Origin of the sequence: Terasakiella sediminum, from assembly GCF_033100395.1 — a bacterium.
Taxonomy (GTDB): domain Bacteria; phylum Pseudomonadota; class Alphaproteobacteria; order Rhodospirillales; family Terasakiellaceae; genus Terasakiella.
In genome coordinates this window covers 62,546-86,964 of the sequence record NZ_JAWLVJ010000018.1, presented here as the reverse complement: position 1 = coordinate 86,964, position 24,419 = coordinate 62,546, and the positions used below count along the sequence as shown (strand labels likewise).

The window sequence follows — 24,419 nt, the reverse complement described above, 5'->3', positions numbered from 1 at the left end:
CTTGATGCAAACGACACCGCCAAACGATGATATGATCGGCGCACCGTCAGAAGACAGCACCGCTTTTGCACGCCTGGCAAGCCTGCCGCCCGGGACCGATAAAAATACCCTGATCAGCACAATCGACAGTGCAGTGAATGTTGTTGTCTCTGAACTGACCAACCACGAGAAAGGGGAACTGCCCGGTGACCTGCTGTTAAAAGTGCAGACCTCCCTGACTTTCCTGGAACAGTGCCTGGCCTTCAAGGATGAAGAATTCACAAGCTTCGCAAAGAAACGCGCCAACGAAGTGCAGATGGCACTTTCCAACACACTGGCGCGCATCACCGAAAAGGCCAAAAAACCAGAACCCGCGCCCGAGCCGGAACCTGCCCCCGTTGCAGAAGAACCAGCCCAAGCAGAAATTGAATCAGAAGCCGCACCTAAACCTGATCCAGCCCCTGCGGCAGCCAAGGAAGAAGAACCGGAAGAAGAAGAACCTTTTGATCCAAAAGCCTTCCCTTATCCACGCGAAGAAAAAATTCTTGTTGAATATGCTTTTGAACGTTTAAGCAAACGCCTGGCGTTCCTGCGCGGTGATCATTTCAAGGCGGACCGGGGCGAACCTGTTCTGGTCAGCGGCATTCACGAAGATGGCGTCCCCCCCTTCTTCCTGATCAGTCCCGATTTCCCGAAAATTCTGGAACCCGCCTTTAAAGAATTGATCGAAGAAAAACGCGATCTTCTGTCGCGCCGGATTTATATCCATACGGACAAAGATGACAGCGATGAAGAGGTACGTACACTTTATGCAGAAACCTATCACCGCGACATCGATGGCATCCTGGCGCTTGCCTTTGATGACTGGTCGGGCGAAGTCGCGCGTGCTGGCATTGCAGGTGCTGGCTTACCCCAAGAAATTAAAGTCCTGGGACCCAAGAAAAAAGAAGAAGAAGCAAGTGGCGGGATCGGTTCCAGCCTGAAAAAAGTTTTCTCTTTTGGTGGCAAGAAAGACAAAAAGAAAACCACCAAAACCAAAGTGGCCAATGTTCCGGACAGAACACCAATCCGAGTCCATAAGGAATGGCAGGCTTTGGAAAACAAAGGCGTCTTCAGCCTGTCGCAGCATTTCAGCTACAGCATGATTTCCTATGCTATCCAGTTGAACGAAAAACAATTTGATACAGAATATGAATGTATTGCCCAGATCGTAAACCAACAGGAAGAACCCGATGTGGGTCCGGTCATCACCAACCTGTCGCGTCTTTATAAATTTTACGACAATATCTTTTTCGACCTCGTCATCCTGGTCCTGTTCCAGCGCAAAAACGCCTTTGACATTAATATGCTGCAGGCCGCCTGTATGTCGCAGAACTTTGTGGTTGACCGCCTGCCGCTGACCATGGACGAGTTACGCCGTCGCCCGATGGAACATGCCAAACGCATCATCGCCACCCTGAAAGATGGTGAAGATAAGGATACGGTCAAACAGGCCTTGGTCGATTACTTCCATGTCCATGAAACCATCCATGCCTCCAAGGTTGGCAAGCGGATTCAGGCATCTGAAAATCTGATCAAGCGTCAGGCGGAAAAAATGGATGGTCCAACACAGAATGTCTTGAAAGAAGTGCTAAATATCTTTAACGACATCAACAACTTTAAAGCACAACAGGAAGAAGAAGGCGTATTTCTGGGTGAAGAGATTTTGGAATGCGTTTCTGACGGCATTGATCGTGCCATTTTATTCTTGTCCTGACAGTAGAATTTGAAAAGTTCAACGAAACTGCACACCGTTTCAGATGCGGAATCTTTTAGCCGTCAAAAAAATGCAATAACCCACTATAATTTGTTGACAGCAGCCCCTCCTACCCACAATATCTAGGGGTAAGGCACGTTCATTTATGGGCTCGCAAGCAGCAGGAAACGCTATAAATTCCGCCGATTTTATCAGTTTTTCTGCCCACAGACGAAATCGAATCTCGTTTGTTCTGACGACCGTCTTCTCTAAATATGGGGTAGGCGGTCGATGCGCGAATCCAGACACCAAATCGGACACTTTACACCATAAATAAGGGCCAGCTTTCGGACTGTCCCACTCTTGAAATAGCGAAATAAGAAACGAAATGGATGACAGGCACTTTCGTCCATCGGTGTGTCTTATTTTGCAAAATGATAAACCGCTAATCGGAGGCGTAATAAAGTGGAATCTAGTATGCTTGATGTTGTTCAGGTACAAGGGGGCTGTCAGGTCCATGTGGATCATGCACGCGACAGTCATCTGACCGACTTCGGCAAATCTGTTTTGGCAGATCGTTATCTCATGCCGGAAGAAAGCTATCAGGACCTGTTTGGTCGTGTGGCCTCGGCTTATGGGGATAATGACGCCCATGCCCAACGCATCTATGATTACATGAGCCGCCTGTGGTTCATGCCTTCCACACCTGTGCTTTCCAATGGCGGCACCACACGCGGCTTACCCATTTCCTGCTTTTTGAACGAAGCCAACGACAGCCTGGATGGCATTGTCGGTCTGTGGACGGAAAATGTCTGGCTGGCAGCCAAAGGCGGCGGTATCGGGTCTTACTGGGGCAACCTGCGTTCCATCGGCGAACCTGTGGGCCGTGTCGGTAAAACCTCCGGCGTAATCCCGTTTGTGCGTGTCATGGACAGCATGACTTTGGCGATTTCCCAGGGCTCCCTGCGCCGTGGCTCAGCCGCTGTTTACCTGCCGGATCACCATCCGGAACTGGAAGAATTTATCGAACTGCGCCGCCCGACAGGGGGTGACCCAAACCGCAAGACACCAAACCTGCACCATGGGGTTCTGCTATCTGACAAATTCATGCGCGCGGTTGAAGATGATGAAGAATGGAAACTGCTGTCCCCTCATGACGGCACGGTTATGCGCACCGTCAGTGCCCGTGACATGTGGATCCGTATCCTGACAGCACGTATCGAAACGGGTGAGCCGTACATCATCTATTCTGACCATGTGAACACATCTTTGCCGGAACATCACAAGCTGGCAGGTCTGACGGTCAAGACATCGAACCTGTGTGCGGAGATCACCCTGCCAACAGGGACGGATCACCATGGTAAAGAACGCACTGCCGTTTGCTGCCTGTCTTCTGTCAACCTTGCCAATTATGAATCCTGGAAAGACAATCCACGCTTTATCGAAGATATCCTGCGCTTCCTGGATAATGTGCTGGATGACTTTATCGAAAAAGCCCCGGACGAAATGGCCCGCGCCAAATATTCTGCCATGCGTGAACGCAGTGTCGGTCTGGGCGCCATGGGCTTCCATTCCCTGCTGCAGAAAAACGGTGTGCCGTTTGAATCTGCACTCGCCAAAGCCTGGAACCGCAACATCTTTGCCCATATCCAGAAAAAGGCGGATGAAGCGTCTGAAGTTCTGGCCGATGAACGCGGGTCCTGCCCGGATGCGGAAGAATATGGCATCAAAGCCCGTTTCTCCTGCAAAACAGCGATTGCACCGACGGCATCAATCTCCATCATCTGTGGCGGTTCAAGCCCGGGGATCGAACCTATTGCCGCCAACAGCTATATGCACAAAACCCTTTCCGGTTCTTTCAACGTGCGTAACCCGTATCTTGAAAAAGTGCTGGAAGAACATGGCCGCAATGACGAAGACACCTGGACATCCATCACGGTGAATGAAGGCTCTGTTCAACATCTGGATTTCCTGACAGACGATCAGAAAGATGTCTTCAAGACATCGTTTGAACTGGATCAAATCTGGGTGGTTGATCTGGCCGCAGATCGCGCACCATTTATCGATCAGGCGCAATCGGTCAACCTGTTCCTGCCCGCTGACATTCACAAACGTGACCTGCACCAGCTGCATTATCAGGCCTGGAAACGTGGGCTCAAGAGCCTTTATTACTGCCGTTCCAAATCCATTCAACGCGCCGAAGTGGTCGCCACCAAAGACCATATGCCGGACAGCCTGAAAGCGCTTTTGGAAAAAGTGGAAACGCCGGATAATCCGCGCCTGCCACTGGCCGATAATGACGCCGACAAATACGAAGAATGTCTGGCCTGTCAGTAAGATAGAAATCGTCATTCCTGCGAAGGCAGGAATCTCATTTAAACAGAAAAAGACCCCTGCCTTCGCAGGGGTGACGACTTAAAAGAAAGAAAATACCAATGTCACTTCTGGACGCAAACCCCGTCTATAAACCGTTTCGCTACCCCTGGTGCTACGAAGCCTGGCTAACCCAGCAACAGGTGCACTGGCTGCCTGAAGAAGTGCCACTGGCCGATGACGTCAAAGACTGGCACAAAAACCTGACAGAGGCAGAGCGTCACCTGCTAACCCAGATTTTCCGCTTCTTTACCCAAAGTGACATCGAAGTGAACAACTGCTACATGCGTCATTACACACGCGTGTTCCAGCCAACCGAAGTGCAGATGATGCTGGCGGCATTTTCAAATATGGAAACCATCCATATCGCGGCTTATTCGCACTTGCTCGATACCATTGGTATCCCCGAAGCAGAATATGCCGCCTTCCTTAAATATAAGGAAATGAAGGACAAATACGACTATATGCAGCAATTCGGCATCGACAGCAAAATTGATATCGCAACCACGCTGGCTGTATTTGGCGGTTTTACCGAAGGGCTGCAATTGTTTGCCAGCTTCGCCATTTTGCTAAACTTCCCGCGCCTGAATAAAATGAAAGGCATGGGCCAGATCGTGACCTGGTCAGTGCGTGATGAAACGCTTCACTGCAATTCCATCATCAAGCTCTATAAAACCTTCCTGGAAGAAAACCCGGACATCGACATCGAAGAACTGCACAAGCGCCTTTATGAGGCCTGTGCCACCATTATCGAACATGAAGATGCCTTCATTGATCTTTGTTTCGAAATGGGTGCAGTTGAAGGTCTGACAGCGGATGAAGTCAAACAATATATCCGCTACATCGGCGATCGCCGTCTGGAACAACTGGGGCTGGAAGCCCAACATAATATCGATCGCAATCCACTGCCGTGGCTGGATGCGATGCTGAACGCGGTTGAACATGCCAACTTCTTTGAAAACCGCGCAACAGAATATTCCAAAGCCGCCACCCAAGGCACCTGGGACGAAGCTTTTGCCTAAGGCCTTGATCTAAAATAACCATTGTCATCCCGCACTTGTTGCGGGACAATCCTTGGACAAAGTATATTTGTTTTAACGGATTGTCCCGGCACAAGGGCCGGGATGACAAGGGTGTTTTTATGCCAAGCCAGCTTCGACAATCCCTCCTCATCAGTGCTCTCATCGCCCTTTGCCTGACGGGCCTGTTTGACAAGCTCTATCACCTCACTCCCCTACCCGCTTTTGAACAGGAAGCCAGTGATTATCTGGCCGATATCCGTGAACGCGCGGCTTATTCTTATGCTGCAGCACGCACCCTAAACGCCACCATATCCCTTTTGGAATCGGTGGATGCAGGGGTGGGTGTGGTCAGCATCCAGCCGGGACAAATTTTAGAGCCCATCAATGACATGATCGAACAGTTTTCTGATCTCATGCTCATTGCGCTCGCAAGCGTCGGGGTGCAGGAAATCCTGATCGCCGTGTTGGGTGATATAAGCTGGACCTATCTTCTGCCGCTTGCGCTCCTGCCTCTCCTCATCGCGCCTTTTACCAAATCTTATCAAGCACGGCTAAATCGGTTGGGTACGGTTCTGATCGTCAGTGTAATTGCCACCCGTCTGCTGATCCCTACCATCGCCCTTGGCGGACAGGTCATTTCCAATACTTATCTAAAACCGGATTATGATCAGGCGATCCATCATGTGGAAACGGTGCGCGAAAAGACCAATGAAGCCGTCGGGGTAAAACCTAAAAACACCCAGCCTTTACCGTCCCTGACAACCGGGTCGAAAGACACCTCTGTCTTTTCCCCTACACCACAGGATACCCACGATACTCTTTTGCTGCCGGATTGGGAAACGGTCAAAGGACTGGCCAATTCAGATAAACTTGTCGGGATGCTCAACAACGTACCGGATCGGGTGATTACCTTGATCACCATTTTCACTTTTGAAACCATTGCCTGGCCAATCCTGATGGCCTTGCTGTTTTTATGGATCGCCAGACTTGTGCTTCCCCCTAGGGACTAACCCGTAAAAGCTGTGAATAGCCTTTCAATCCAAATAGATACAGATTATAATTAAAAGAAAAAACTGACCGTCTTTTATTGGATTATGGTTCATGCTGCGTCTTGCCTTCCTCACCCTTTTTTTGGGGCTGTCCTTTTTCAGCCCGTCGATGGCGGCTTCTGATTTAAAAGTCATCATCGGGGATGTCAGTGACTATGGCGGCAAGCTCAGATTTTTCATCCATAACGAACAAAGCTACCCCCTGGAAGAAGAAGCCCTGCTTTATATGGAACTGAAGCCACGGGAAGGCGATATGGTCCATCATATCACCGGGCTTAAAAAGGGGCGCTATGCCATCATTGTGCACCATGATGACAATCAGGATAATGAATTTAACACCAACCAGTTCGGCATGGGCGAAGAAGGCGTGGGCTATACCAATGACCCGCGCCTGACCTTTGGCATGCCGGAATTTGAAGATGTCTGGTTTAACTTTGACGGAACCAAAGATGTGGTGGTCGTTTATATGACTTATTAACACCGTACATTCTTAAAATTGCACTCATTCACCTGTCGCCTTTTTCAAAGAGTTTCACCCATGCGTTTCCTTCTCCTTGTCTTCCTTGTTTTCTTTCTCAGCTTCACCAGTGATCATGATTTAGCAGCTGATGACAGTGTGCAGGCCCTAAAGATTGATATTGCAGGGCGACAGCGCATGCTTTCTCAACGTATCGCCAAGGCCGCATGCTATATCAGCACCTATAGTGATGTGGATATGCAAATTGATGCCCTGAAAAAGGCCGTTGACCTGTTTGAAAAAAGCCATTACGCCCTGCAGTTTGGTGATCCATCCATGGGACTGCCCAAAGAAGATAATGTATCGATCCTGCGTGAACTACAAAAGATTGACAAGAACTGGCATCTCCTGGAATTCGGCGCAAAATCCCTGTTGGATATGCCGACCTTTCCCGGTGTGGATATGGACCTGATCGCAGAATTTAACCTGCCCGTCCTGCGCCAGGCCAATATGGCCGTGCAGTTTATGGAAAATGTCTACAGCAAGGACGAAACGCTGAACGCAGGCCTGGTGCGCGCCATCAATATTGCCGGACGTCAACGCATGCTGACACAAAAAGCTGCCAAGGAATTTTGCCTGCTGTCTTATGGTCTGAACGTTAAAGAAAATCAAAAGAACCTGAAAACCAGCATCCGCATGTTTGATCAGGCCCTGGATGATCTGCGTGATGGCAACCCGGCGCAAAATATCCCGCCTGCGCCCAGCGAAGAAATCCACAAAAAACTGGTTGAGACCAAATCCAACTGGCAGGCCGCCCGTGCAACCATGCTATCGGCCGCCAATGGACGTGATGCCCACAGCATGGATTTCCGAATCATTTCTTATGCCAACGAAGCCATGCTGCGTCAAAGCAACGAGATCGTGCAGATGCTGGTCAAGTTCGCAAGTGAGACAGTCAACGGCGAAGAAACTATAGAGCTACAATTTTCCCGGGGTTCATAATATTCTGCGGATCCATCGCGCGTTTTAACGTGCGCATGATATCCAGCCCGGCTTCGCCAAATTCATCTTCCAGATATTTCATCTTGCCGTGACCAATGCCGTGTTCCCCGGTGCAGGTGCCTTCAAAGGCAATGGCACGTTCCACAATGCGGGCGTTTAAGCGTTTTGCTTCCTTCAGTTCTTCCTCATTGTCCGGGTTAAAGACGAACAGGGCGTGGAAATTTCCATCACCCACATGACCCACGATAGTGCCATACAAATCACTTTCCTCCATATCAGCCTTGGTTTCCACAATGGCTTCGGCCAGCCTTGAGATCGGAACGCAGGCATCAGATGATACACCCTTGCAACCTGGGCGCATGGCAAGCGCGGCATAATAGGCATTGTGACGTGCCGCCCACAGACGGTCGCGGTCTTCCTGCTTTTCTGCCCATTGAAAATGGGTCCCCCCAAAATCTTCGGCGATATCTTTCACCATCTCCACCTGTTCAGCCACACCGGCAGGGGAGCCATGAAATTCAAAGAACAGGGTTGGAGAGACTTGATAATTCAGTTTGGAATATTGATTCACCGCATCCATCTGATTTTCGTCCAACAGTTCAATCCGTGCAATGGGGATCCCGCACTGAATGGTGGTAATCACCATATTGACCGCTTCTTCCAGACTGGTAAACGGACAGATGGCGGCTGTCACACTTTCCGGAATGCCATACAAGCGCAAGGTGACCTCAGTAATAATCCCCAACGTGCCTTCCGCCCCGATATAGAGATGGGTCAGATCGTACCCGGCAGCAGATTTTTTTGCACGTGAGGCGGTCTTCACGATCTCGCCTGTCGGGGTCACCACGGTCAGGGACAGGACATTTTCACGCATGGTGCCATAGCGAACTGCATTCGTGCCCGATGCGCGCGTCGCCGTCATCCCGCCAAGGGATGCGTCCGCGCCCGGATCAATGGGGAAGAACAAGCCGGTATCGCGCAGATATTCATTCAGGGTCTTGCGTGTGACGCCTGCTTGTACGGTCACATCCAGATCCTGCGGGCGGACCTCAATAATCTCCGTCATCTGCGAAAGGTCGATACAGACCCCGCCATGAAGGGCCGCGATATGCCCTTCCAGAGAGGTCCCTGTCCCATAGGGGATCACCGGAACGTTATGTTCCGCACATAATTTAACAATATTAGAAACTTCTTCTGTGGAAAGTGTGAACACCACCACATCCGGGGCCTTGGCTTTGTGGTAAGACTCATCTGTTCCATGTTGCTCTCGAAGTGCTTGCGAGGTCGAAACCCGATCCTCCGCCGTCAGCACTTTTAACGTAGCAAGGAAATCTGCATCGATAATGCCGTATGGGTTACCCATTGTCTTTTCACATCCCGGTATCATTTCATTTGAAACCGATTTTAGGGGGTGAAATAAAAAAGAACAAGTCGGCATTACCGCGTAGAAACATTTGACTTCTAGGTTGAGCCATGCTCGATTTAGAAACCATTACATGAGGAAAGAAACTTAATGAGTTTGGTAGATGTTCAATTTCTTGGATGCGGGGATGCCTTTGGTACGGGCGGCCGCTTCAACACCTGCTTTCATGTCAAAGGATCAAAAAATTCCTTCCTGATCGACTGCGGGGCCAGCTCCATGGTGGCAATGAAAAAATTCAATGTGGCCCCCAACTCTATTGATACCATCTTCCTCACCCACCTCCACGGCGACCATTTTGCAGGGGTCATTTTCTTCTTAATGGATGCACGCTACCTTGCGGCCCGCACAAAACCCCTGGTGATCGCCGGACCCAAAGGGGTCAAAAAGCGCATCATTGATACCATGAACGTGCTTTACCCGGGCTGCTGGGATAAAGGCGTGGATTTCGAAGTCCTGTTTGTCGAATTGACAAAGGGGCGCCGCCAGGTTCTAAACGGCGTCGGCGTTCATCCCTATAGCGCCAAGCATTTGCAGGACGGCAATGACTTCATCCTGCGCTTTGATGTGGATGACAAGGTGATTACCTACAGCGGCGATACAGGCTGGACAGAAGAACTGCTGCCTGCGGCCAAAAACGCCGACCTCTTTATCTGCGAATCCTTTCATTACGACAAAAAATGCGAATTCCACCTGGACTTCGACACCATCAAAGAAAAACGCGAAGAATTAAACGCCAAACACACCGTCCTCACCCACCTCGGCCCCACGGCATTTGAGCTCCAAAACAAAATCACCCACCAGGTCGCCTTCGACGGGATGAAAATTTCTGTTTAACGAAAAAAAACCTGCCTTCGCAGGAATGACGCCCGGAACAAGGATTCAAAAAATATTCAATTTCGTCATTCCCGCGACGCCGGGAATCTAGTAAGACATGGGCACTGCTGTAATTTGAGACAAGACTGATCCCATGGCCCCTCCTCTTCTGACCCTTCGTGATGTGCATGTTACCTTTGGCGGGCGTCCCGTTTTTGAAGGGGTGGAATGTCATATTCAGCCCAATGACCGCATCTGTCTGGTCGGGCGTAACGGGTCGGGGAAATCGACCCTGATGAAAGTCATGGCTGGTCTTGTAGATGTGGATGACGGCGAAGTGTTTCTTCAGCTCGGCATCACGGTTTCTTATCTACCCCAGGACCCGGTTCTGCCCAAAGGTCAGACGGTGCATGATTATGTCCATGCGGGCCTTCGTCATGAAGATGAACATCATCGCGTCGCCATGTGTCTGGATGCCATGAAACTTGATGGGGAGCGTGATACGGGAACGCTATCGGGTGGGGAAGGACGCCGCGCAGCCATTGCGCGCGCGATTGTGTCTGAACCGGATATCCTGTTGCTGGATGAACCCACCAACCACCTGGACCTGCCCACCATCCAATGGCTGGAGGAAGAGCTGCAATCTTTCCGTGGTGCCATGATGATGATCAGTCACGACCGGACCTTCCTGCGCAAACTGTCACGTCAATTGATGTGGCTGGATCGATCAAAAGTGCGTCGCACCGATCAGGGCTATGAATTCTTCGATGAATGGGTTGAACATGTGATGGCGGAAGAGGAAAAGGAACTCACCCGCATCAATATCCAAATCAAGGAAGAAGAACGTTACATGCTGAAAGGCGTGACGGCACGTCGTAAACGCAACATGCGCCGCGTTCGAAAATTGGCTGACCTGCGCCAACAAAAGGCGGGCCGCGTCAAGGTACAGGGCACGGCCAACCTGCAGATTGAAAGCGGGGAGAATTCCGGTAAGCTGGTGATCGAAGCGCTTGATCTACACAAAGCGTTCGGCGAAAAAGTCATCACCAAAGGCTTTTCCACACGCGTCATGCGCGGCGACAAGATCGGTCTGATCGGGCCGAACGGTGCGGGCAAAACCAGCCTGTTGAAAATGCTCACCGGACAGATTGAACCGGACAGCGGCGAGATCCGCATCGGCACAAATCTGACAGCGGCCTATTTCGACCAGAAACGCGACAACCTGCCACAGGATGTGACCTGCTGGGACTATCTGGCCGATACGGGCGGGGACGAAATTATGGTCCATGGCACACCAAAACATGTGGTCACCTACATGCGTGACTTTTTGTTTGAGGAACGCCAGGCCCGCCAGCCCATTCATGCGCTTTCAGGTGGAGAGAAAAACCGATTGATGCTGGCAAAGCTGCTGGCCAGTCCGACCAATTTCCTGGTGCTTGACGAACCGACAAACGATCTGGATATGGAAACACTGGATTTGCTGCAGGAAGTCTTGTCTGAATATGACGGCACCTTGCTGCTGGTCAGCCACGACCGTGATTTTCTGGACCGGGTTGTAACCTCCACCATTGCCGTTGAAGGCATGGGCGATGTGCAGGAATATCCGGGAGGCTATGAAGATTACCTGAGCCAGCGCAAGGTAGCTGAGGAAGCCAAGATTGTTAAAGCAAAGGTGGTTGAAAAACCGAAGCCACAGGCGAAAAAGCCCAAAGGCAAACTCAGCTATAAAGACCAACGCGAACTGGACATGCTGCCGCAGAAAATGGAAGACCTGACGACTGAAAAAGAAAAGCTGGAACAGGAAATGGCAGACCCGAACCTGTTCACCAAAAATCCAGATAAATTCCAGAAAATCAGTGATCGCTTATCAGAAGTTCAGACTGAACTGGAAACAAGCGAAGAACGCTGGCTGGAACTGGAAATGATGGTAGAAGAGTTGAACGGATAAAAGGTCAGCAAGCCACAAGCGAAAGATGGCACCCAAACAAAGAAGACCGTTAGCCACTTTTTTATACAAGGCTAAGCCACACTATCTATCCAAATGGATATAACCCTGAATCATTATTCATTTTATAAAACAAGTACTTAAGTTCTATATTGCACTGCACAAAACTTGTACAGACGCTCTTTTTTTATGCCTAGAAAATAAGCATGACTAAATCATGAGCACTATGTATATCTACGTATTTTTTAAAAAAGCTAATAATTTCATATTCTTGAGGCTCGTGTCAATTGTTTGGCATTCACCTTGCAATTCTCCAAAACAGATGCTGATCAAAAAGATCGGCAAAAAACAAAAAATGGAGAGTACCAATGATGGTATGCAGCGGGGATCAATGGCGATCCTGTTTATCTTCATTTTCGCAATTAGCCTGATCGTCGCAGGCACCGAGGCACTGGCCATGGATGCGAAAATGCTGGAAGAGCGTTTAACCTTTCTTGAAAATGAACTGACCCAAAAACAGGTCAATATCGATCATATCTGGACCATGATGGCCGCCTGCCTTGTGTTTTTTATGCAAGGGGGTTTTTTGCTTTTAGAAGCAGGCCTTGTGCGCTCCAAAAACTCCATCAACGTGGCACAAAAGAATATTGCTGACTTTATCCTGGCAACCGTTTGCTTTGGTGCGGTGGGGTTCATGATGATGTTTGGTACATCTGCAGGCGGTTTGATCGGGCTTGATCTTGATCTGCTGGCTTTTGATCAGGTGGAAGACTGGACCTTTACCTTCTTCATTTTCCAGGTGGTTTTCTGCGGAACGGCAGCAACCATTGTTTCAGGGGCCGTGGCGGAACGGATGAAGTTCGGCGGCTACCTTGCGGTAACACTGCTGATCGCTTTGCTGATTTACCCTGTCTTTGGTCACTGGGCCTGGGGGAACTTGCTGAATACGGACAATGAAACCTTCCTGACCTCTCTTGGTTTTATTGATTTTGCAGGCTCTACCGTTGTGCATAGCGTCGGGGGCTGGGTTGCCCTGGCGGCTGTTCTGGTAATTGGTCCGCGCCTGGGTCGTTATGATCAAAACGGTAAGCCTGTAGAAATTAACGGCCATAGCCCGGTTCTGGCGACATTCGGCTGTATCATTCTGTGGATCGGTTGGATTGGTTTTAACGGTGGATCAACCACCGCTGGTACACCTGCCTTTGCTCATATCATCGCCAACACAGTTGTGGCGGGTGCCATTGGGGGCCTTGTCGGTCTGGTCTGTGGTCGCTATGTAGACGGACACTATCGTCCGGACCGTTCCATCAACGGTGTGCTTGGTGGTCTGGTCGGGATCACAGCCGGTTGTGATGTGGTAAGCCTGTGGGGGGCAATCTTCATCGGTGGTGGTGCGGCTGTTTGTGTTGTGATCGCGGCTGACTTCCTTGAAAAAGTTTTGAAGGCCGATGACGTTGTCGGTGCGGTATCCGTGCACGGTGTCGCAGGTGCGTTTGGCACGCTGGCTTTGGCGTTTGTAGCCCCAGTTGAAACCTTCGGCGGCAACGGCATGTGGACCCAGTTTCTGGTACAGGCCGTTGGTGTGGGCGCTGCTTTTGTCTGGGCCTTTATCCTGCCCTACATGATCCTGAAAATCGTTGATAAGATGTTTGATGGCGGCATGCGGGTGTCTGAACAGGACGAACTCAATGGCCTGAACTTTGCCGAACATGCAGCCACAATGGGCGCATCTCACGTGCTGCGTGAAATGGAACATGTCTTTGGCGGTGTGGCAGAAGATGAACCACACGCGAATTTTGTTGCCGCAGATGAAGCAGATGAAATCGCCTTTTACTTTCAACGCCTGATGAAACGCAATGCCTCCCTTGTCTCAGGTATGGAAAAGACGACATCCGTTTTGGTCAATGCGTCGCGCAATCTTTCCAGCATGTCCACAGGATTAAGTGCGCAGGCCGAACAAACACAGGCCCGCGCCCATGAGCTGGAAAGCACGACCCAATCTGTTTCCGGCAATATGGATCAGATGGCAAATGGTGTGGGCGAAGCCGGACAACTGGCGAAAAACATCGCGCAGAATGCGGATGAGATGTCATCCACCGTGCAGAATGTCGCCGACGAAATTAGATCGGTTGTCAGCAGCATTGATGAGATTTCATCCTCCACCGGACAGACCCAGACTTTGCTGAAAGATGCGGTTGGTGAAGTGCGTGATGGGCGCGATAAAATGAAAGCATTGGGGGAAGCTGCCGAAGCCACAGGTGCGGTTCTCTCCATGATCAGTGATATTGCCAACCAGACCAACATGCTGGCACTGAATGCCACAATTGAGGCAGCACGCAGTGGCGCGGCAGGTAAAGGCTTTGCGGTTGTGGCAGGCGAAGTTAAGAACTTGGCTGATCAAACCGCTAAAGCCATTGCGGATATTGAAAGCCGTGTTTCCACCATGCAAAGCGGGGCCACCGAAGCCGTTTCTGTGATGGAGAAAATCGCAGGCCTGGTGGAACATGTGAATGAAACGGCAGATGGCATAAACAATGCGGTTTCCCAGCAATCCACAGCAGCTGATCGCATCACCGGACGATTAGGCGAAATGACAGATATGACGTCTTATGTCGCCCAGGAAATTAACCGGGTGGCGGCCGATACACATGAAGCGTCTACGGTTGCCGGACAAGCCGCCAACCAGACTGGGGCCTTGAACGAGGGAATTTCCGACGTAAAAATGGCTGCGGGCCTAAGCCGCACGCAAGCCACCGACCTGAAAGGCGAGGCGGAACAAATCTCCAAAACCGCCAACGAGCTGAACAAACTGGTCAGCAGCCTGTCACTTCACAAGATCTCACAGCAAGCTGCTGAATAAACCGAACGACCCGTGACTTGGCCCCGCTTGATCTGATCAGGCGGGGTATTTTTTTTAGCTCATCAAAGCTGATGACATTGGTTGACCCATAAATACTACCGGCCCGATCCCTTCTGATCATGATGAGATTTTTGTTTCCAATTTCGCAACCAAACTATCAAAGAAACGTTCACTAAATCCCGCAATAAAACAGAACACCATGAGAGCATCACGCTCAGTGGCAAAAGCCCCCAGGATAAGATTCCCTTTTGCCGCAAGGAACAACAGAAGGCCACTTATTGCCCCAAATGATAGAAAAATAGTTGCTTGAAGCCAATGATAACGGGCCTTACTGAATTTCTCCGGCTGAATGGTTCTGCTGCGGTGGATGATGGAAGTCATCGCACCAACAATTCCAAAGACGATGGCAAGAAAGACATTTTCAACTTGATGCAAACCAGTAACGTTGAAATGAAGGGCTGAAAAAACAAGGGTACTGAACAGTGTCAGCCCGATGCTGATAGACGTGAAGTAGGTAATGGCCTCTTCTTCTGTCTTCTGGCTTTGAATAAAATTTTCAGCATTTTGCATATATTGCATGCCTTTGGGCGCTTCATTACTGAGCAAAAGGTCATCAAGGGCAGCAGAATAGGCGCGCCCTAAAAAGTATTTGAGCTGGATGTTTTTTGCACCATTAAACCGCGTATTGATGGCAAAACGGCATTTGCTATAGGTATTGAAAATATCATTTCTCTTTTGCGATTTGGGCAAGCCATCGGCCACATAACGCAGTTCATCGTCTTCATCGATATAAACAATAAAGGCGTCAGTTGCCGAAATGATTTGGGTGATCACGTCACCACTTGGCAGTTTGTCGCCTTCATTCAAATGTGTGTAATCTGTTTCGCTCATGGGCCATCCTATTTCCTATAGGGCGTAAAGCTATCATGTCTTCCCCTCATGGTGAAATGGAGTTTTCTGATATATTGGCATAAAATACGAAACAATCATTTTCAAAATGCACCCATTATCAAATTTTGCGAAACTGGGCATTCTCTTTCTCAGATAACTCATTCTTCAGTTTAAGAGGTCCTAACATGTCAAAACTTCTCGTCATCAATTCCAGCCCGATGGGCGAAAATTCTGTCTCTCGCAAACTCACTGCCTCCTTCGTTGAAAAATACCAGGCCAGCCAGTCAGGCAACGTTGAAGTGATTGAACATGATACTTCTGCGATGGAACTGCCTCATGCGGATGGTGAAATTCTAGGTGCTTACTTCACACCTGAGGATCAACGAAATGCCATACAACAGGCCCATGTGGATCGCTCTGACGCGATTGTGCAGGCCATCAAGGATGCAGATGTGATTGTAATCGGTGCGCCGATGCACAACTTCGGTGTACCATCTGGCCTCAAAGCCTATATCGACCATTTCGCCCGTGCAGGAGAAACATTTAAATACACTGAAAACGGCCCGGTTGGTCTAATTGAAGACAAGCCTGTATATGTGATCGGCACACGTGGTGGCGATTATTCAGAAAACGGTTATCCTCAGATGGATTTTGTGCTGCCATACTTAAAAACCGTAATGGGCTTTATTGGGATTACAGATGTGACTTTGTTGCAGGCAAATGGACTTGCCATGGGCGAAAATGCCGTAGCCTCTGCCGTCTCAGATGTTATTCAGGAGATTGAAGCAGCGCTTGCAGCGTAAGGAGCAAGAGAGATCTGGTATTTCCCGCACATGCTTCGCCACAATCAAGCAATATAACCAATTACTTTCATCAACGGGTTATTCAAAAATAAAACCTTCGAGTATGGAAAAGTGAGAGGTAAAAAATCCCCTTCCTCTCACTCCCTCCCCTTGCCAGGGCCACCACCGCGCCCCGTCGATAGAAAAGCGACAATTCCGCGCAGGGTCTGGACTTCCTGCCAGGTGAGTTCAATGCGCGCAAAAATATTGCGGATGTTACGCACCATATTAGGGCGTTTTTCTTCGATACGCAGAAAACCGGATTTATCCAGTTCTTCTTCCAGATGTTCGTAAAAACCGATGACTTCCTGCTTGGTAGCAGGTCGTGCCGATTTGCTTTTGCTTTTATGAACGTAACGCCCTTCGGTGTCGTCATTCATGGTGAACCATTCATAGCCTACCAGCAAGACAGCCTGGGCGAGGTTTAGCGAGGCAAAGGCCGGGTTCAGCGGCAGGTGCAAAATCGCATCAGACATCGCAACATCATCATTGTTCAACCCCTTGGCTTCCTTACCGAACAGAATACCGATCTTGCGATCATCAGCCGCCAGGGCCACGGCTTCTGTCGCAGCTTGTCGCGGCGTCACCATCGGTTTCACCATGTCGCGCACACGGGCTGTTGTGGCATAGACCGTTTCCAGGTCAGCCACAGCTTCTTTGGTACTGTCATAAATACGCGCACTATCCAGCACCATCACGGCACCAGAGCTAACCCGTTCAGCCCGGTCACGGTCCCAGCCTTCGCGCGGGTTGACCAGACGCAAATCTTTCAGGCCGCAATTGAGCATGGCACGCGCCACCATGCCGATGTTTTCGCCCAGTTGCGGTTCCACCAAAATGACGGCCGGGGCATCATCGCGGCAGAATTCCACCGCTTCTGATTTACGACGACGATCAGTTCCCGCCATGGGCCTTAACACCTGATTTATAGAGTTTGTAGATCAAGCTATCACGCAAGGCTTCGTAAGACGCATCAATGATGTTGGACGACATGCCGACTGTGGTCCAGGTATTGCCCTTGTCATCCGCACTTTCGATCATAACCCGCGTGATGGCTTCGGTTGCCTTATCCCCATTGAGGATACGCACCTTGAAGTCCACCAGATGCAGGTTGGCAACATCCGGGTAAAACGGGATCAGGATTTTACGAAGGGCCGCATCCAGTGCGTTGACCGGACCATTGCCTTCGGCCACATCCATTTTACGTTCCCCACCGATAAACAGTTTGACTGTGGTTTCCGACATGGTGTTTTTCAGCACGTGGGATTTGTCCCAGGAACGTTCATCGATCACACGGAAACTTTCCAGACGGAAATATTCCGGCACATTTTCCAGCTTGCGACGTGCCAGCAATTCAAATGAAGCATCCGCCCCATCATAGGAATAGCCGTTGCTTTCCAGTTCTTTAATCTCATCTAAAAGGGCATTGACCTTGGCATCTTTCGGATCAACCTCGACGCCCACTTCGCGGAACTTGGCGACCAGATTGGATCGCCCCGCCTGATTGGACATGATGATGGTGCGTTGGTTGCCGACACTTTCCGGGTTCACATGTTCATAACATTTCGGATCTTTTTCGATGGCGGAAACATGCAGGCCACCTTTGTGCGCAAAAGCAGATTCACCCACATAAGCTGCATTGCGAGACGGTGCCCGATTCAGACGTTCATCCAACATGCGCGAAACATGCACCAGACGCTTCAGCCCGTCTTCGCTGACCCCTGTCTCATAACCCATTTTCAGCATCAGGGACGGCAGGATGGAGATCAAATTGGCATTACCGCAACGTTCACCCAGACCATTGAGCGTACCCTGAATTTGACGCGCCCCAGCACGTACCGCCGCCAGAGAGTTTGCAACTGCATTGCCCGTATCATCATGACAGTGGATACCAAGGTGCGTGCCCGGGATATGTTTGGAAACTTCGGTGACGATGGCTTCGACTTCATCGGGCAGCGTGCCGCCATTGGTATCGCACATAACGATCCAGCGCGCGCCTGCTTCATAAGCGGCCTTGCAGCATTCCAGCGCAAATTCCGGGTTGGCTTTGTAGCCATCAAAGAAATGTTCCGCATCAAACATAGCTTCGCCGGCTTTGTCTTTCACATAAGCAATGGAATCAGCGATCATGGCGATATTTTCAGAGCGTTCGATCTCTAAAGCGACATCTACCTGAAAATCCCAGCTTTTGCCCACTAGCGTCACGGTTTTCACACCCGTATTCACCAGCCCGTTCAGGCCCGGATCATTATCCGAGCTGCGGCCCGGGCGGCGGGTCATGCCAAAGGCAGACAGGATGGCCTTTTCCATCTTGGGTGGATTGGCGAAAAAGGCATCATCTGTCGGGTTTGCCCCCGGCCAGCCGCCTTCAATATAATCAATGCCCAGACGATCCAGTTCAATGGCAATCGCAGCCTTGTCTGCTGCTGAAAAATCCACGCCTTGTGTCTGTGCGCCATCGCGCAACGTGCTATCATAAAGATAGACTCTGTTATCGTTGGTCATTGTGTGTATCCGTTCAATTCGAATTGGTGCCGGAGAATGCAAAATTTTCGCGAGTTTCTCAAGCCTTCCTTGATTTTTTATACGTATTTTAGGTTAAGGGGTTTAAAAACGCCTTATATTTTTGTATCAATAACAATAGAAGTTGTAATAATCTTTTAACAAAGAAAAAGAAAACAGCGAGGAACGAGCGTGGATGAGGGTATGAGCCCCGAATTTGAGGCCTATCAAGAACAGGTCCGGGGTACAAACATCAACGAAGAAACATTACTGGCGACCGATTATCTCAACCATTTCAACGAAGTGGTCATGATGATCGACATGTTGCCGGACATGCCTGACTGCCTGGACATGGTCAAAGAATGGGAACCCAAACCCTATAAAGACCATTTCCGCGACAGTACCATTGCTGATAAAGACTTGGCTGTTGAAGTCTATGATCATGTCCCCCCGCTTTATAAAAAAGCCTTTGAAGATACGGTCTCTCAGGTGGATATGGCGATCTTTCAGGCGGTGGCTGATGCAGAAGAAGCCATTGCAACCGGGGACATGGACTATTTGCGCTTTAAAATCGGCGAATCGGCACAAGGCATTCACCGCCTGACCGAGCGTTTAAGTGCGATTGTACACGGCACTGCCGATCTTAGCGGGATTGAAGAGCCGAAAGAAGAAGTTGTTATGGATCAAAACGACATTGACGCCCTGTTCGATTGAACAATTTGCATTTTTAATACAAGTCCCTCTTTTCAAAGATGAAATCTTAAGTCATCTTAGAAGAAAACAATGAGGACCTGTTATGGGCACACACGACAACCAGAACTATGAAGTTCAAGTCCATCACCATGGACGCTGGCAGGTCCATGCCCGATATGCCTTTCATGAACGTGCTGTTGCCTTGCGTGAAGCCAAAGAACTGGACATAGAACGCAAGGGCCATCCGGTGCGCGTCATTATGGAAGAATATAATGACAAGACCGGACGCCATAACGAAATTCTGGTCTATCGCAACAAACTGGAACCCACAAAAGCCAAACCCAAGGGACGTGCAAAGTCCAGCACCAGCTGGGCAGATATGGCCGTGTCCAGTGATGGCCGTGTGGGCTATACCCGCGATGATGTGGATGACTTCCTTTATGACGACCCGTTTGAAGAGATAGAACGGCCCAAGGCCAAAGTCAGCGCACGGATGTTTCTCGCCATTATCTCAACCATCCTGGTTATTGGTGTGGGTTCCGGCGGGGCGGCTGCAGGACTGCTCGCCTTATTGATTAAAGGGTTTGGGGTCAGTATTGAGGCCCATATCGAAAAAGCCCTGCTGATCGGGATGTTTGTCACGGTCTTTCTCATCGCCTCCCTTTCATCGCTCAGTTACTACACCACACGGTTTGATCTCAATCCTTTTAAGAAGAAGGAAAAGAAAAAGCCTGTGGTGAAGAAATCCAAAATCTCCAAAGAGATGGAAAAGGCTGCTGAAGCCATTGATAAAATGCCCACCGTCGAAGTCACCCAGGAACCCGAAGAAGAGTTCAACATCTTTGATGAGCTTGAAAAGCTGGAAATTTCCGAACCGGATGAAAGCATCGAATTTTCCGAAGAAGCGGAAAAACAGAAGATGTTCATGGTCAATTTCTTAGGCACCAGCCTGGGCGCCTTAAAAGGCCCAGACGCCAAAGCCCAAAACCTCAACCGTTTTGGGCTAAACCTTTTTATGACTGGCGCAACTGCGCGCATCGCAAAAGACCATGACCTGACTCAGGATGAATTTGACATCATCCTGCGCCGCATTCTGGAAATGTTGGGGGCAAAGTCAGCACAGGCCGAGCGCTTTGCCGCTGAATATGAAAAATACCTGGCCGATCCCCGCCATGCAGAATTGTTTAACGATGCAGGCGAAATTGCTGCACGCTACAGCAATGGCGATCAGTCCGCGCCCCTGTTTATCCGTGAAACCATCGAAGAATGGGTCAACTGGAAACCGAAAATTGACGAAACCATCAATCCGAACCTTCTGACCATTATGTTCACCGATATGGTGGGATCAACGGACCTTACGACCAAACATGGTGATTTTGCAGCACAGGAAGTCCTGAAGGCCCACGACCTGATTGTGCGCACGGCACTAACCAATCTGGAGGGCACAGAGATCAAACATCTGGGCGATGGCATCATGGCGTCTTTCAAAGACCATGATATGGCCATGCAGGCCGCGATCGAAATCCAGAAACGGGTGGAAGGCAACAACAAGTCCGGCCCCGAATTTCCGTTACATGTGCGCATCGGGTTAAATGCAGGTGAACCCATTAAAAAGAACAACGACCTGTTTGGAACCTCGGTTCAGCTGGCCGCGCGTCTGTGTGATTTCACCCCCAGTGATTCCATCTGTGTCTCACAATTTTTCAAAGACCTGTTTGGGGAACAGCCCGTCTATACCTTCATGGATATCGGCCCCCAGTCTTTAAAAGGATTTGAAGAAGACCAGCAGATTTATCAGATCGACTGGACCGCCCCACCGATTGAATATCTGGATGAAGAAGAAGGTAAGGACACGCTTGAAGAAGGGGAAGAAGGCAAGATTGAACTGGTGGCCACCGAAGGCGTGGCCCCTGACATCGCCGCAGCTGCCCCCGTGAAAGAAGCTGCAACAGATGATGGGTTTGATGCAGGATTAACCGTCAACGAAGAACAGGTTTCAGAAGAAGCCCCTGCAACGCCTGTCGCCACAGACGAAGAGCCACCTAAAAACGCTTGATCACCAGGCTGGTGAAATCATCGTTCTGTTCTGCCCCATCGCGAAAATCATTCACAAAGGCAAACAGATTTTCAGACAAGGCATGGGCGGAAAGGCTTCGATTATTCAGCAGATAGTCGATCAGCCGTTCATCCGAGAACTGGTTCTTCTGCGGATCAAAGGCTTCTGTCACCCCGTCCGTGTAAAAGAACAAGGCATCGTGATGACCCAGCATATAGCTTGATTCTTCAAAGGGCATATCTTCCTGCACGCCAAGCACAATTCCCTCTCCACCTTCAAGAGCGGTTGCCCCCTTGGCATCATCGCCATGGATCAGATATGGCGGCAAATGCCCACCATTGCTATAGACCACTTCCCAGGTTTTGGGATCAACCGTGCAGTAAAAGATCGACACAAACATGGATGTGATCTGGTGCTGGCACAGCATATTGTTCACACTGTAAAGACAGGCCCCGGGCGACGGGCTGTTCATGGCTGTTGCGCGCAACAAGGTCCGTGCCACCGCCATAAAGAAGGCAGCCGGAATGCCCTTGCCCGAGACATCGGCAACCGCCAGACCGATCTTGCCATCAGGCAGGTCAAACGTGTCGTAAAAATCCCCGCTCATACGTTTGGCAGGTGTCAGATGGGCAGAGATATCCAGCTTTTCACGTGATGGAAAGATGGACGGCAAAATCTGGCGCTGAATATTTTCAGCAATATCCAATTCGCGTTGAATGGCCGATAATTGCGCTTCGTTGCGCCAGGCTTCACGACGTGCTTCACAATCTTTATAGACTTTATCCACGGTCACCAGCAGATCATCGGACTGCACAGGCTTGGTCAGAAAATCAGCTGCCCCGTCATTCATGGCTTTGCGGATATTGGATAAATCACTGCCGGCTGTCAGGGCAATCCGCGGTACACGCAGGCGCACGCTTTTTAACTGGCGAAACAGGTTCATGCCGGAAATATTGCCGCCATCAATCGACACAATCGCAAGGTCCAGTTCCGGTTTTGATTCGATTATATTGATAGCTTCTGCATCATTTTTAGCAAACAGGAAATCATGTTCGCCCATAGGGGTGCTCTGCCCCAGACAATTGCGGCAAATTTCCTCAAACCCGGCATCATTATCAACAACAAGTGTTGTCGGCATCCATCATTCCCCCAAATGCGCAGCTGCACTTTCATAGGAAACTACAACAGCCATTAGGACAATGCCAATGATATTTCAGATTGAGACTATTTGACCTCTAGGTTATTTTCGAAGCTTTTAACGCCTTTGGTTTTTTGCATCAAGCTGCGGATAACGTAAAGCTGTGCGGCCGTGACCACCGTCCCGGTGAAAATCACATGGGCATCTTTTACTTCCACATTCACGACAGCGCCGGAATCTTCAAATTTTTCAGCCACTTTATCTGCAACGATTTTCTGCAGTTCAGCATCGCTATAGAAGCCATCGCCTTTGGATTTACGGAAAGTATCTTCATCATCCGCCCAGACAGGGGCAGTCAAAACCAAAAACAAGCCGAGGAATAAATATTTCATATGCGCCATAACCTACAAAGCAGCGCGAACAGCCATTCAGTCGCGCCCACTTTTTATCCTTTATTGTTGATACTGAAGGTAGCATCGCGACCATTGTTTTTCAAGCCCACGCAGACGCCAGCCCATCGGTCAAAACATGCTGTTGTCATGCGCCATTTCAGCCGGGATCACCTGCAACACATCCCAATGTTCCACAATCTTCCCCCTGTCATCAAAGCGGAAGATATCAATCCCGGCGTAATCTTCGTCCCCGGGCCATTCCTGATGACAATGCAGAATGACCATATCGCCATCCGCCAATACCTTTTTAAAGGTCACCTTCTTACCCGGATAGTCCCGCGCCATCTCTTCAAAATAAGCAATAAAAGCATCCTTGCCATCTGCAACGTGTGGGTTGTGCTGGATATAAACATCCCCGACATAACGATCTATCGCCTCGCGTGGCTTACACTGATTGAACATCAGATCATAAAAAGCAACGGCATTTTCCTTGTTTTTATCCAGATCAGACATAGGACCTCCTAAAATAAACAAATCATTATGATTGCATAATTTTGATCACATCATCATATTTCTTAAGCTCTTCACGCCCCAAATCGGTTAGCCCATAGACGCCGCGATCCAGACGTTCAAACCAATGATAATAATTTTTCTGCAGGATGGATGATGCCTTTTCCACGCCTGCTTCTTTTCGAATGTCAGACAGTTTCATTCGCTCTTTTCCTGCCAGGGCAAGGGCGCACCGCAAGGCATCCTGACGATAGGCCGTGATGATCTTCTTCCCGGTGGTCCCGCCGACGTTGGGGTCGCCCAGTCGTTGGTTGAATTCCTTTAAAAGGGCAGTGGTTTTTCTTTTGTTTCTACGCGGTTTATATTCCGTCGGATCCAGCAGGATTTCTGTTTTTTCTTCAGATTTCACCAAGATCAATCCCAGCCCCAGCATGCGGCACAGTTTCAGATATCCGCGCTGACGCGCCCGCCAGTTCTTGCGCTTTGTCGGTGTATCCGGTGCGGGAATAGCCATATAGATCAGATCAGACAAGCTTTGACGCTGCACCGCCTGAAGCAACAGATCGATTGAAAAGCTCAGCTTCAGCTCCACAATGACCATTTGGTCATCACGCAAACCGACAACGTCGCAGTCTTTCACCTCTGCCTTGACTTGATAATTCAGGCTTTCCAGCAACTGTTTAACGGGCGCATATAAATCTGTTTCTCTGATCATTAAAAAAGGGGCCTTGCGCACA

General features: G+C 49.7%; 20 protein-coding genes. 12 read left to right on the top strand and 8 right to left on the bottom strand.

The window, feature by feature from the left end; translation table 11 throughout:
* The first annotated feature begins 4 nt into the window (after positions 1-4).
* From RYZ26_RS14335 to RYZ26_RS14310, 6 genes are all read left to right on the top strand, one after another.
* On the top strand, positions 5-1,735 hold the full coding sequence (locus RYZ26_RS14335) for a hypothetical protein (RefSeq protein WP_317683914.1): 1,731 nt from the start codon (positions 5-7) through the stop codon (positions 1,733-1,735).
* A gap of 456 nt (positions 1,736-2,191) precedes the next feature.
* Entirely contained in the window at positions 2,192-4,051 is a 1,860-nt protein-coding gene (locus tag RYZ26_RS14330) for a ribonucleoside-diphosphate reductase subunit alpha (RefSeq protein ID WP_317683913.1), read from the top strand.
* A gap of 98 nt (positions 4,052-4,149) precedes the next feature.
* The gene (locus RYZ26_RS14325) at positions 4,150-5,109 is read left to right on the top strand and encodes a ribonucleotide-diphosphate reductase subunit beta (protein ID WP_317683912.1); all 960 of its coding nucleotides are present in this window, start codon (positions 4,150-4,152) and stop codon (positions 5,107-5,109) included.
* 119 nt (positions 5,110-5,228) lie between these two features.
* Positions 5,229-6,119 carry a hypothetical protein gene (locus RYZ26_RS14320; protein WP_317683911.1) on the top strand — a complete coding sequence of 297 codons (891 nt, stop codon included), beginning with the start codon at positions 5,229-5,231 and terminating at the stop codon, positions 6,117-6,119.
* Between the two features lie 91 nt (positions 6,120-6,210).
* Positions 6,211-6,636: a DUF2141 domain-containing protein gene (locus RYZ26_RS14315; protein ID WP_317683910.1), complete on the top strand. Its 426-nt coding sequence runs from the start codon at positions 6,211-6,213 to the stop codon at positions 6,634-6,636.
* A 60-nt stretch (positions 6,637-6,696) separates the two neighbouring features.
* Positions 6,697-7,617 (top strand): type IV pili methyl-accepting chemotaxis transducer N-terminal domain-containing protein, encoded by a 921-nt coding sequence (locus RYZ26_RS14310; protein ID WP_317683909.1) that lies wholly within the window; start codon positions 6,697-6,699, stop codon positions 7,615-7,617.
* Here the strand turns inward: RYZ26_RS14310 and RYZ26_RS14305 are convergent.
* Positions 7,586-8,980, bottom strand: a complete 1,395-nt coding sequence (locus RYZ26_RS14305) for an FAD-linked oxidase C-terminal domain-containing protein (protein WP_317683908.1) — start codon at positions 8,978-8,980, stop codon at positions 7,586-7,588. The two genes, RYZ26_RS14310 and RYZ26_RS14305, sit on opposite strands and share 32 nt — an antisense overlap.
* 150 nt (positions 8,981-9,130) lie before the next feature.
* Between RYZ26_RS14305 and RYZ26_RS14300 the strand changes: the two genes are divergently transcribed.
* The 3 genes from RYZ26_RS14300 to amt all read left to right on the top strand — a co-directional run bounded on the left by RYZ26_RS14300 (position 9,131) and on the right by amt (position 14,658).
* Positions 9,131-9,874, top strand: coding sequence for an MBL fold metallo-hydrolase (locus tag RYZ26_RS14300; RefSeq protein WP_317683907.1), 744 nt, complete (start codon positions 9,131-9,133; stop codon positions 9,872-9,874).
* A gap of 133 nt (positions 9,875-10,007) precedes the next feature.
* Positions 10,008-11,801: an ATP-binding cassette domain-containing protein gene (locus RYZ26_RS14295; RefSeq protein ID WP_317683906.1), complete on the top strand. Its 1,794-nt coding sequence runs from the start codon at positions 10,008-10,010 to the stop codon at positions 11,799-11,801.
* A gap of 352 nt (positions 11,802-12,153) precedes the next feature.
* Positions 12,154-14,658, top strand: a complete 2,505-nt coding sequence (amt, locus tag RYZ26_RS14290) for an ammonium transporter (protein WP_317683905.1) — start codon at positions 12,154-12,156, stop codon at positions 14,656-14,658.
* 117 nt (positions 14,659-14,775) lie between these two features.
* Here the strand turns inward: amt and RYZ26_RS14285 are convergent, their stop codons facing one another.
* Positions 14,776-15,492 carry a hypothetical protein gene (locus RYZ26_RS14285; RefSeq protein WP_317683904.1) on the bottom strand — a complete coding sequence of 239 codons (717 nt, stop codon included), beginning with the start codon at positions 15,490-15,492 and terminating at the stop codon, positions 14,776-14,778.
* 242 nt (positions 15,493-15,734) lie between these two features.
* Here RYZ26_RS14285 and RYZ26_RS14280 point away from each other — a divergent pair, with 242 nt between their 5' ends.
* A complete protein-coding gene (locus RYZ26_RS14280; protein WP_317683903.1) occupies positions 15,735-16,352 on the top strand; it encodes an FMN-dependent NADH-azoreductase in 618 nt (205 codons plus the stop codon).
* A gap of 137 nt (positions 16,353-16,489) precedes the next feature.
* Here the strand turns inward: RYZ26_RS14280 and RYZ26_RS14275 are convergent, their stop codons facing one another.
* Together RYZ26_RS14275 and cimA are read right to left on the bottom strand one after the other, a co-directional pair.
* Entirely contained in the window at positions 16,490-17,299 is an 810-nt protein-coding gene (locus RYZ26_RS14275) for an RNA methyltransferase (RefSeq protein ID WP_317683902.1), read from the bottom strand.
* Positions 17,286-18,896: a citramalate synthase gene (gene cimA, locus RYZ26_RS14270; RefSeq protein ID WP_317683901.1), complete on the bottom strand. Its 1,611-nt coding sequence runs from the start codon at positions 18,894-18,896 to the stop codon at positions 17,286-17,288. Before cimA ends, RYZ26_RS14275 begins: the two co-directional genes overlap by 14 nt.
* 201 nt (positions 18,897-19,097) lie before the next feature.
* On the opposite strand from cimA, the gene RYZ26_RS14265 reads away from it, so the two are divergent.
* Both RYZ26_RS14265 and RYZ26_RS14260 read left to right on the top strand, forming a co-directional pair.
* Positions 19,098-19,607 carry a hypothetical protein gene (locus RYZ26_RS14265; protein ID WP_317683900.1) on the top strand — a complete coding sequence of 170 codons (510 nt, stop codon included), beginning with the start codon at positions 19,098-19,100 and terminating at the stop codon, positions 19,605-19,607.
* An 82-nt stretch (positions 19,608-19,689) separates the two neighbouring features.
* Positions 19,690-21,642 carry an adenylate/guanylate cyclase domain-containing protein gene (locus tag RYZ26_RS14260; RefSeq protein WP_317683899.1) on the top strand — a complete coding sequence of 651 codons (1,953 nt, stop codon included), beginning with the start codon at positions 19,690-19,692 and terminating at the stop codon, positions 21,640-21,642.
* On the opposite strand, the gene RYZ26_RS14255 is transcribed toward RYZ26_RS14260, so the two are convergent.
* From RYZ26_RS14255 to RYZ26_RS14240, 4 genes are all read right to left on the bottom strand, one after another.
* Positions 21,629-22,780: a PP2C family protein-serine/threonine phosphatase gene (locus RYZ26_RS14255; RefSeq protein WP_317683898.1), complete on the bottom strand. Its 1,152-nt coding sequence runs from the start codon at positions 22,778-22,780 to the stop codon at positions 21,629-21,631. The genes RYZ26_RS14260 and RYZ26_RS14255 overlap by 14 nt on opposite strands.
* Positions 22,781-22,866: 86 nt before the next feature.
* A complete protein-coding gene (locus RYZ26_RS14250) occupies positions 22,867-23,172 on the bottom strand; it encodes a BON domain-containing protein (RefSeq protein WP_317683897.1) in 306 nt (101 codons plus the stop codon).
* Between the two features lie 129 nt (positions 23,173-23,301).
* Positions 23,302-23,685, bottom strand: a complete 384-nt coding sequence (locus RYZ26_RS14245) for a nuclear transport factor 2 family protein (RefSeq protein WP_317683896.1) — start codon at positions 23,683-23,685, stop codon at positions 23,302-23,304.
* A gap of 25 nt (positions 23,686-23,710) precedes the next feature.
* Positions 23,711-24,397: a DUF2161 domain-containing phosphodiesterase gene (locus RYZ26_RS14240; RefSeq protein ID WP_317683895.1), complete on the bottom strand. Its 687-nt coding sequence runs from the start codon at positions 24,395-24,397 to the stop codon at positions 23,711-23,713.
* Positions 24,398-24,419: the final 22 nt, after the last annotated feature.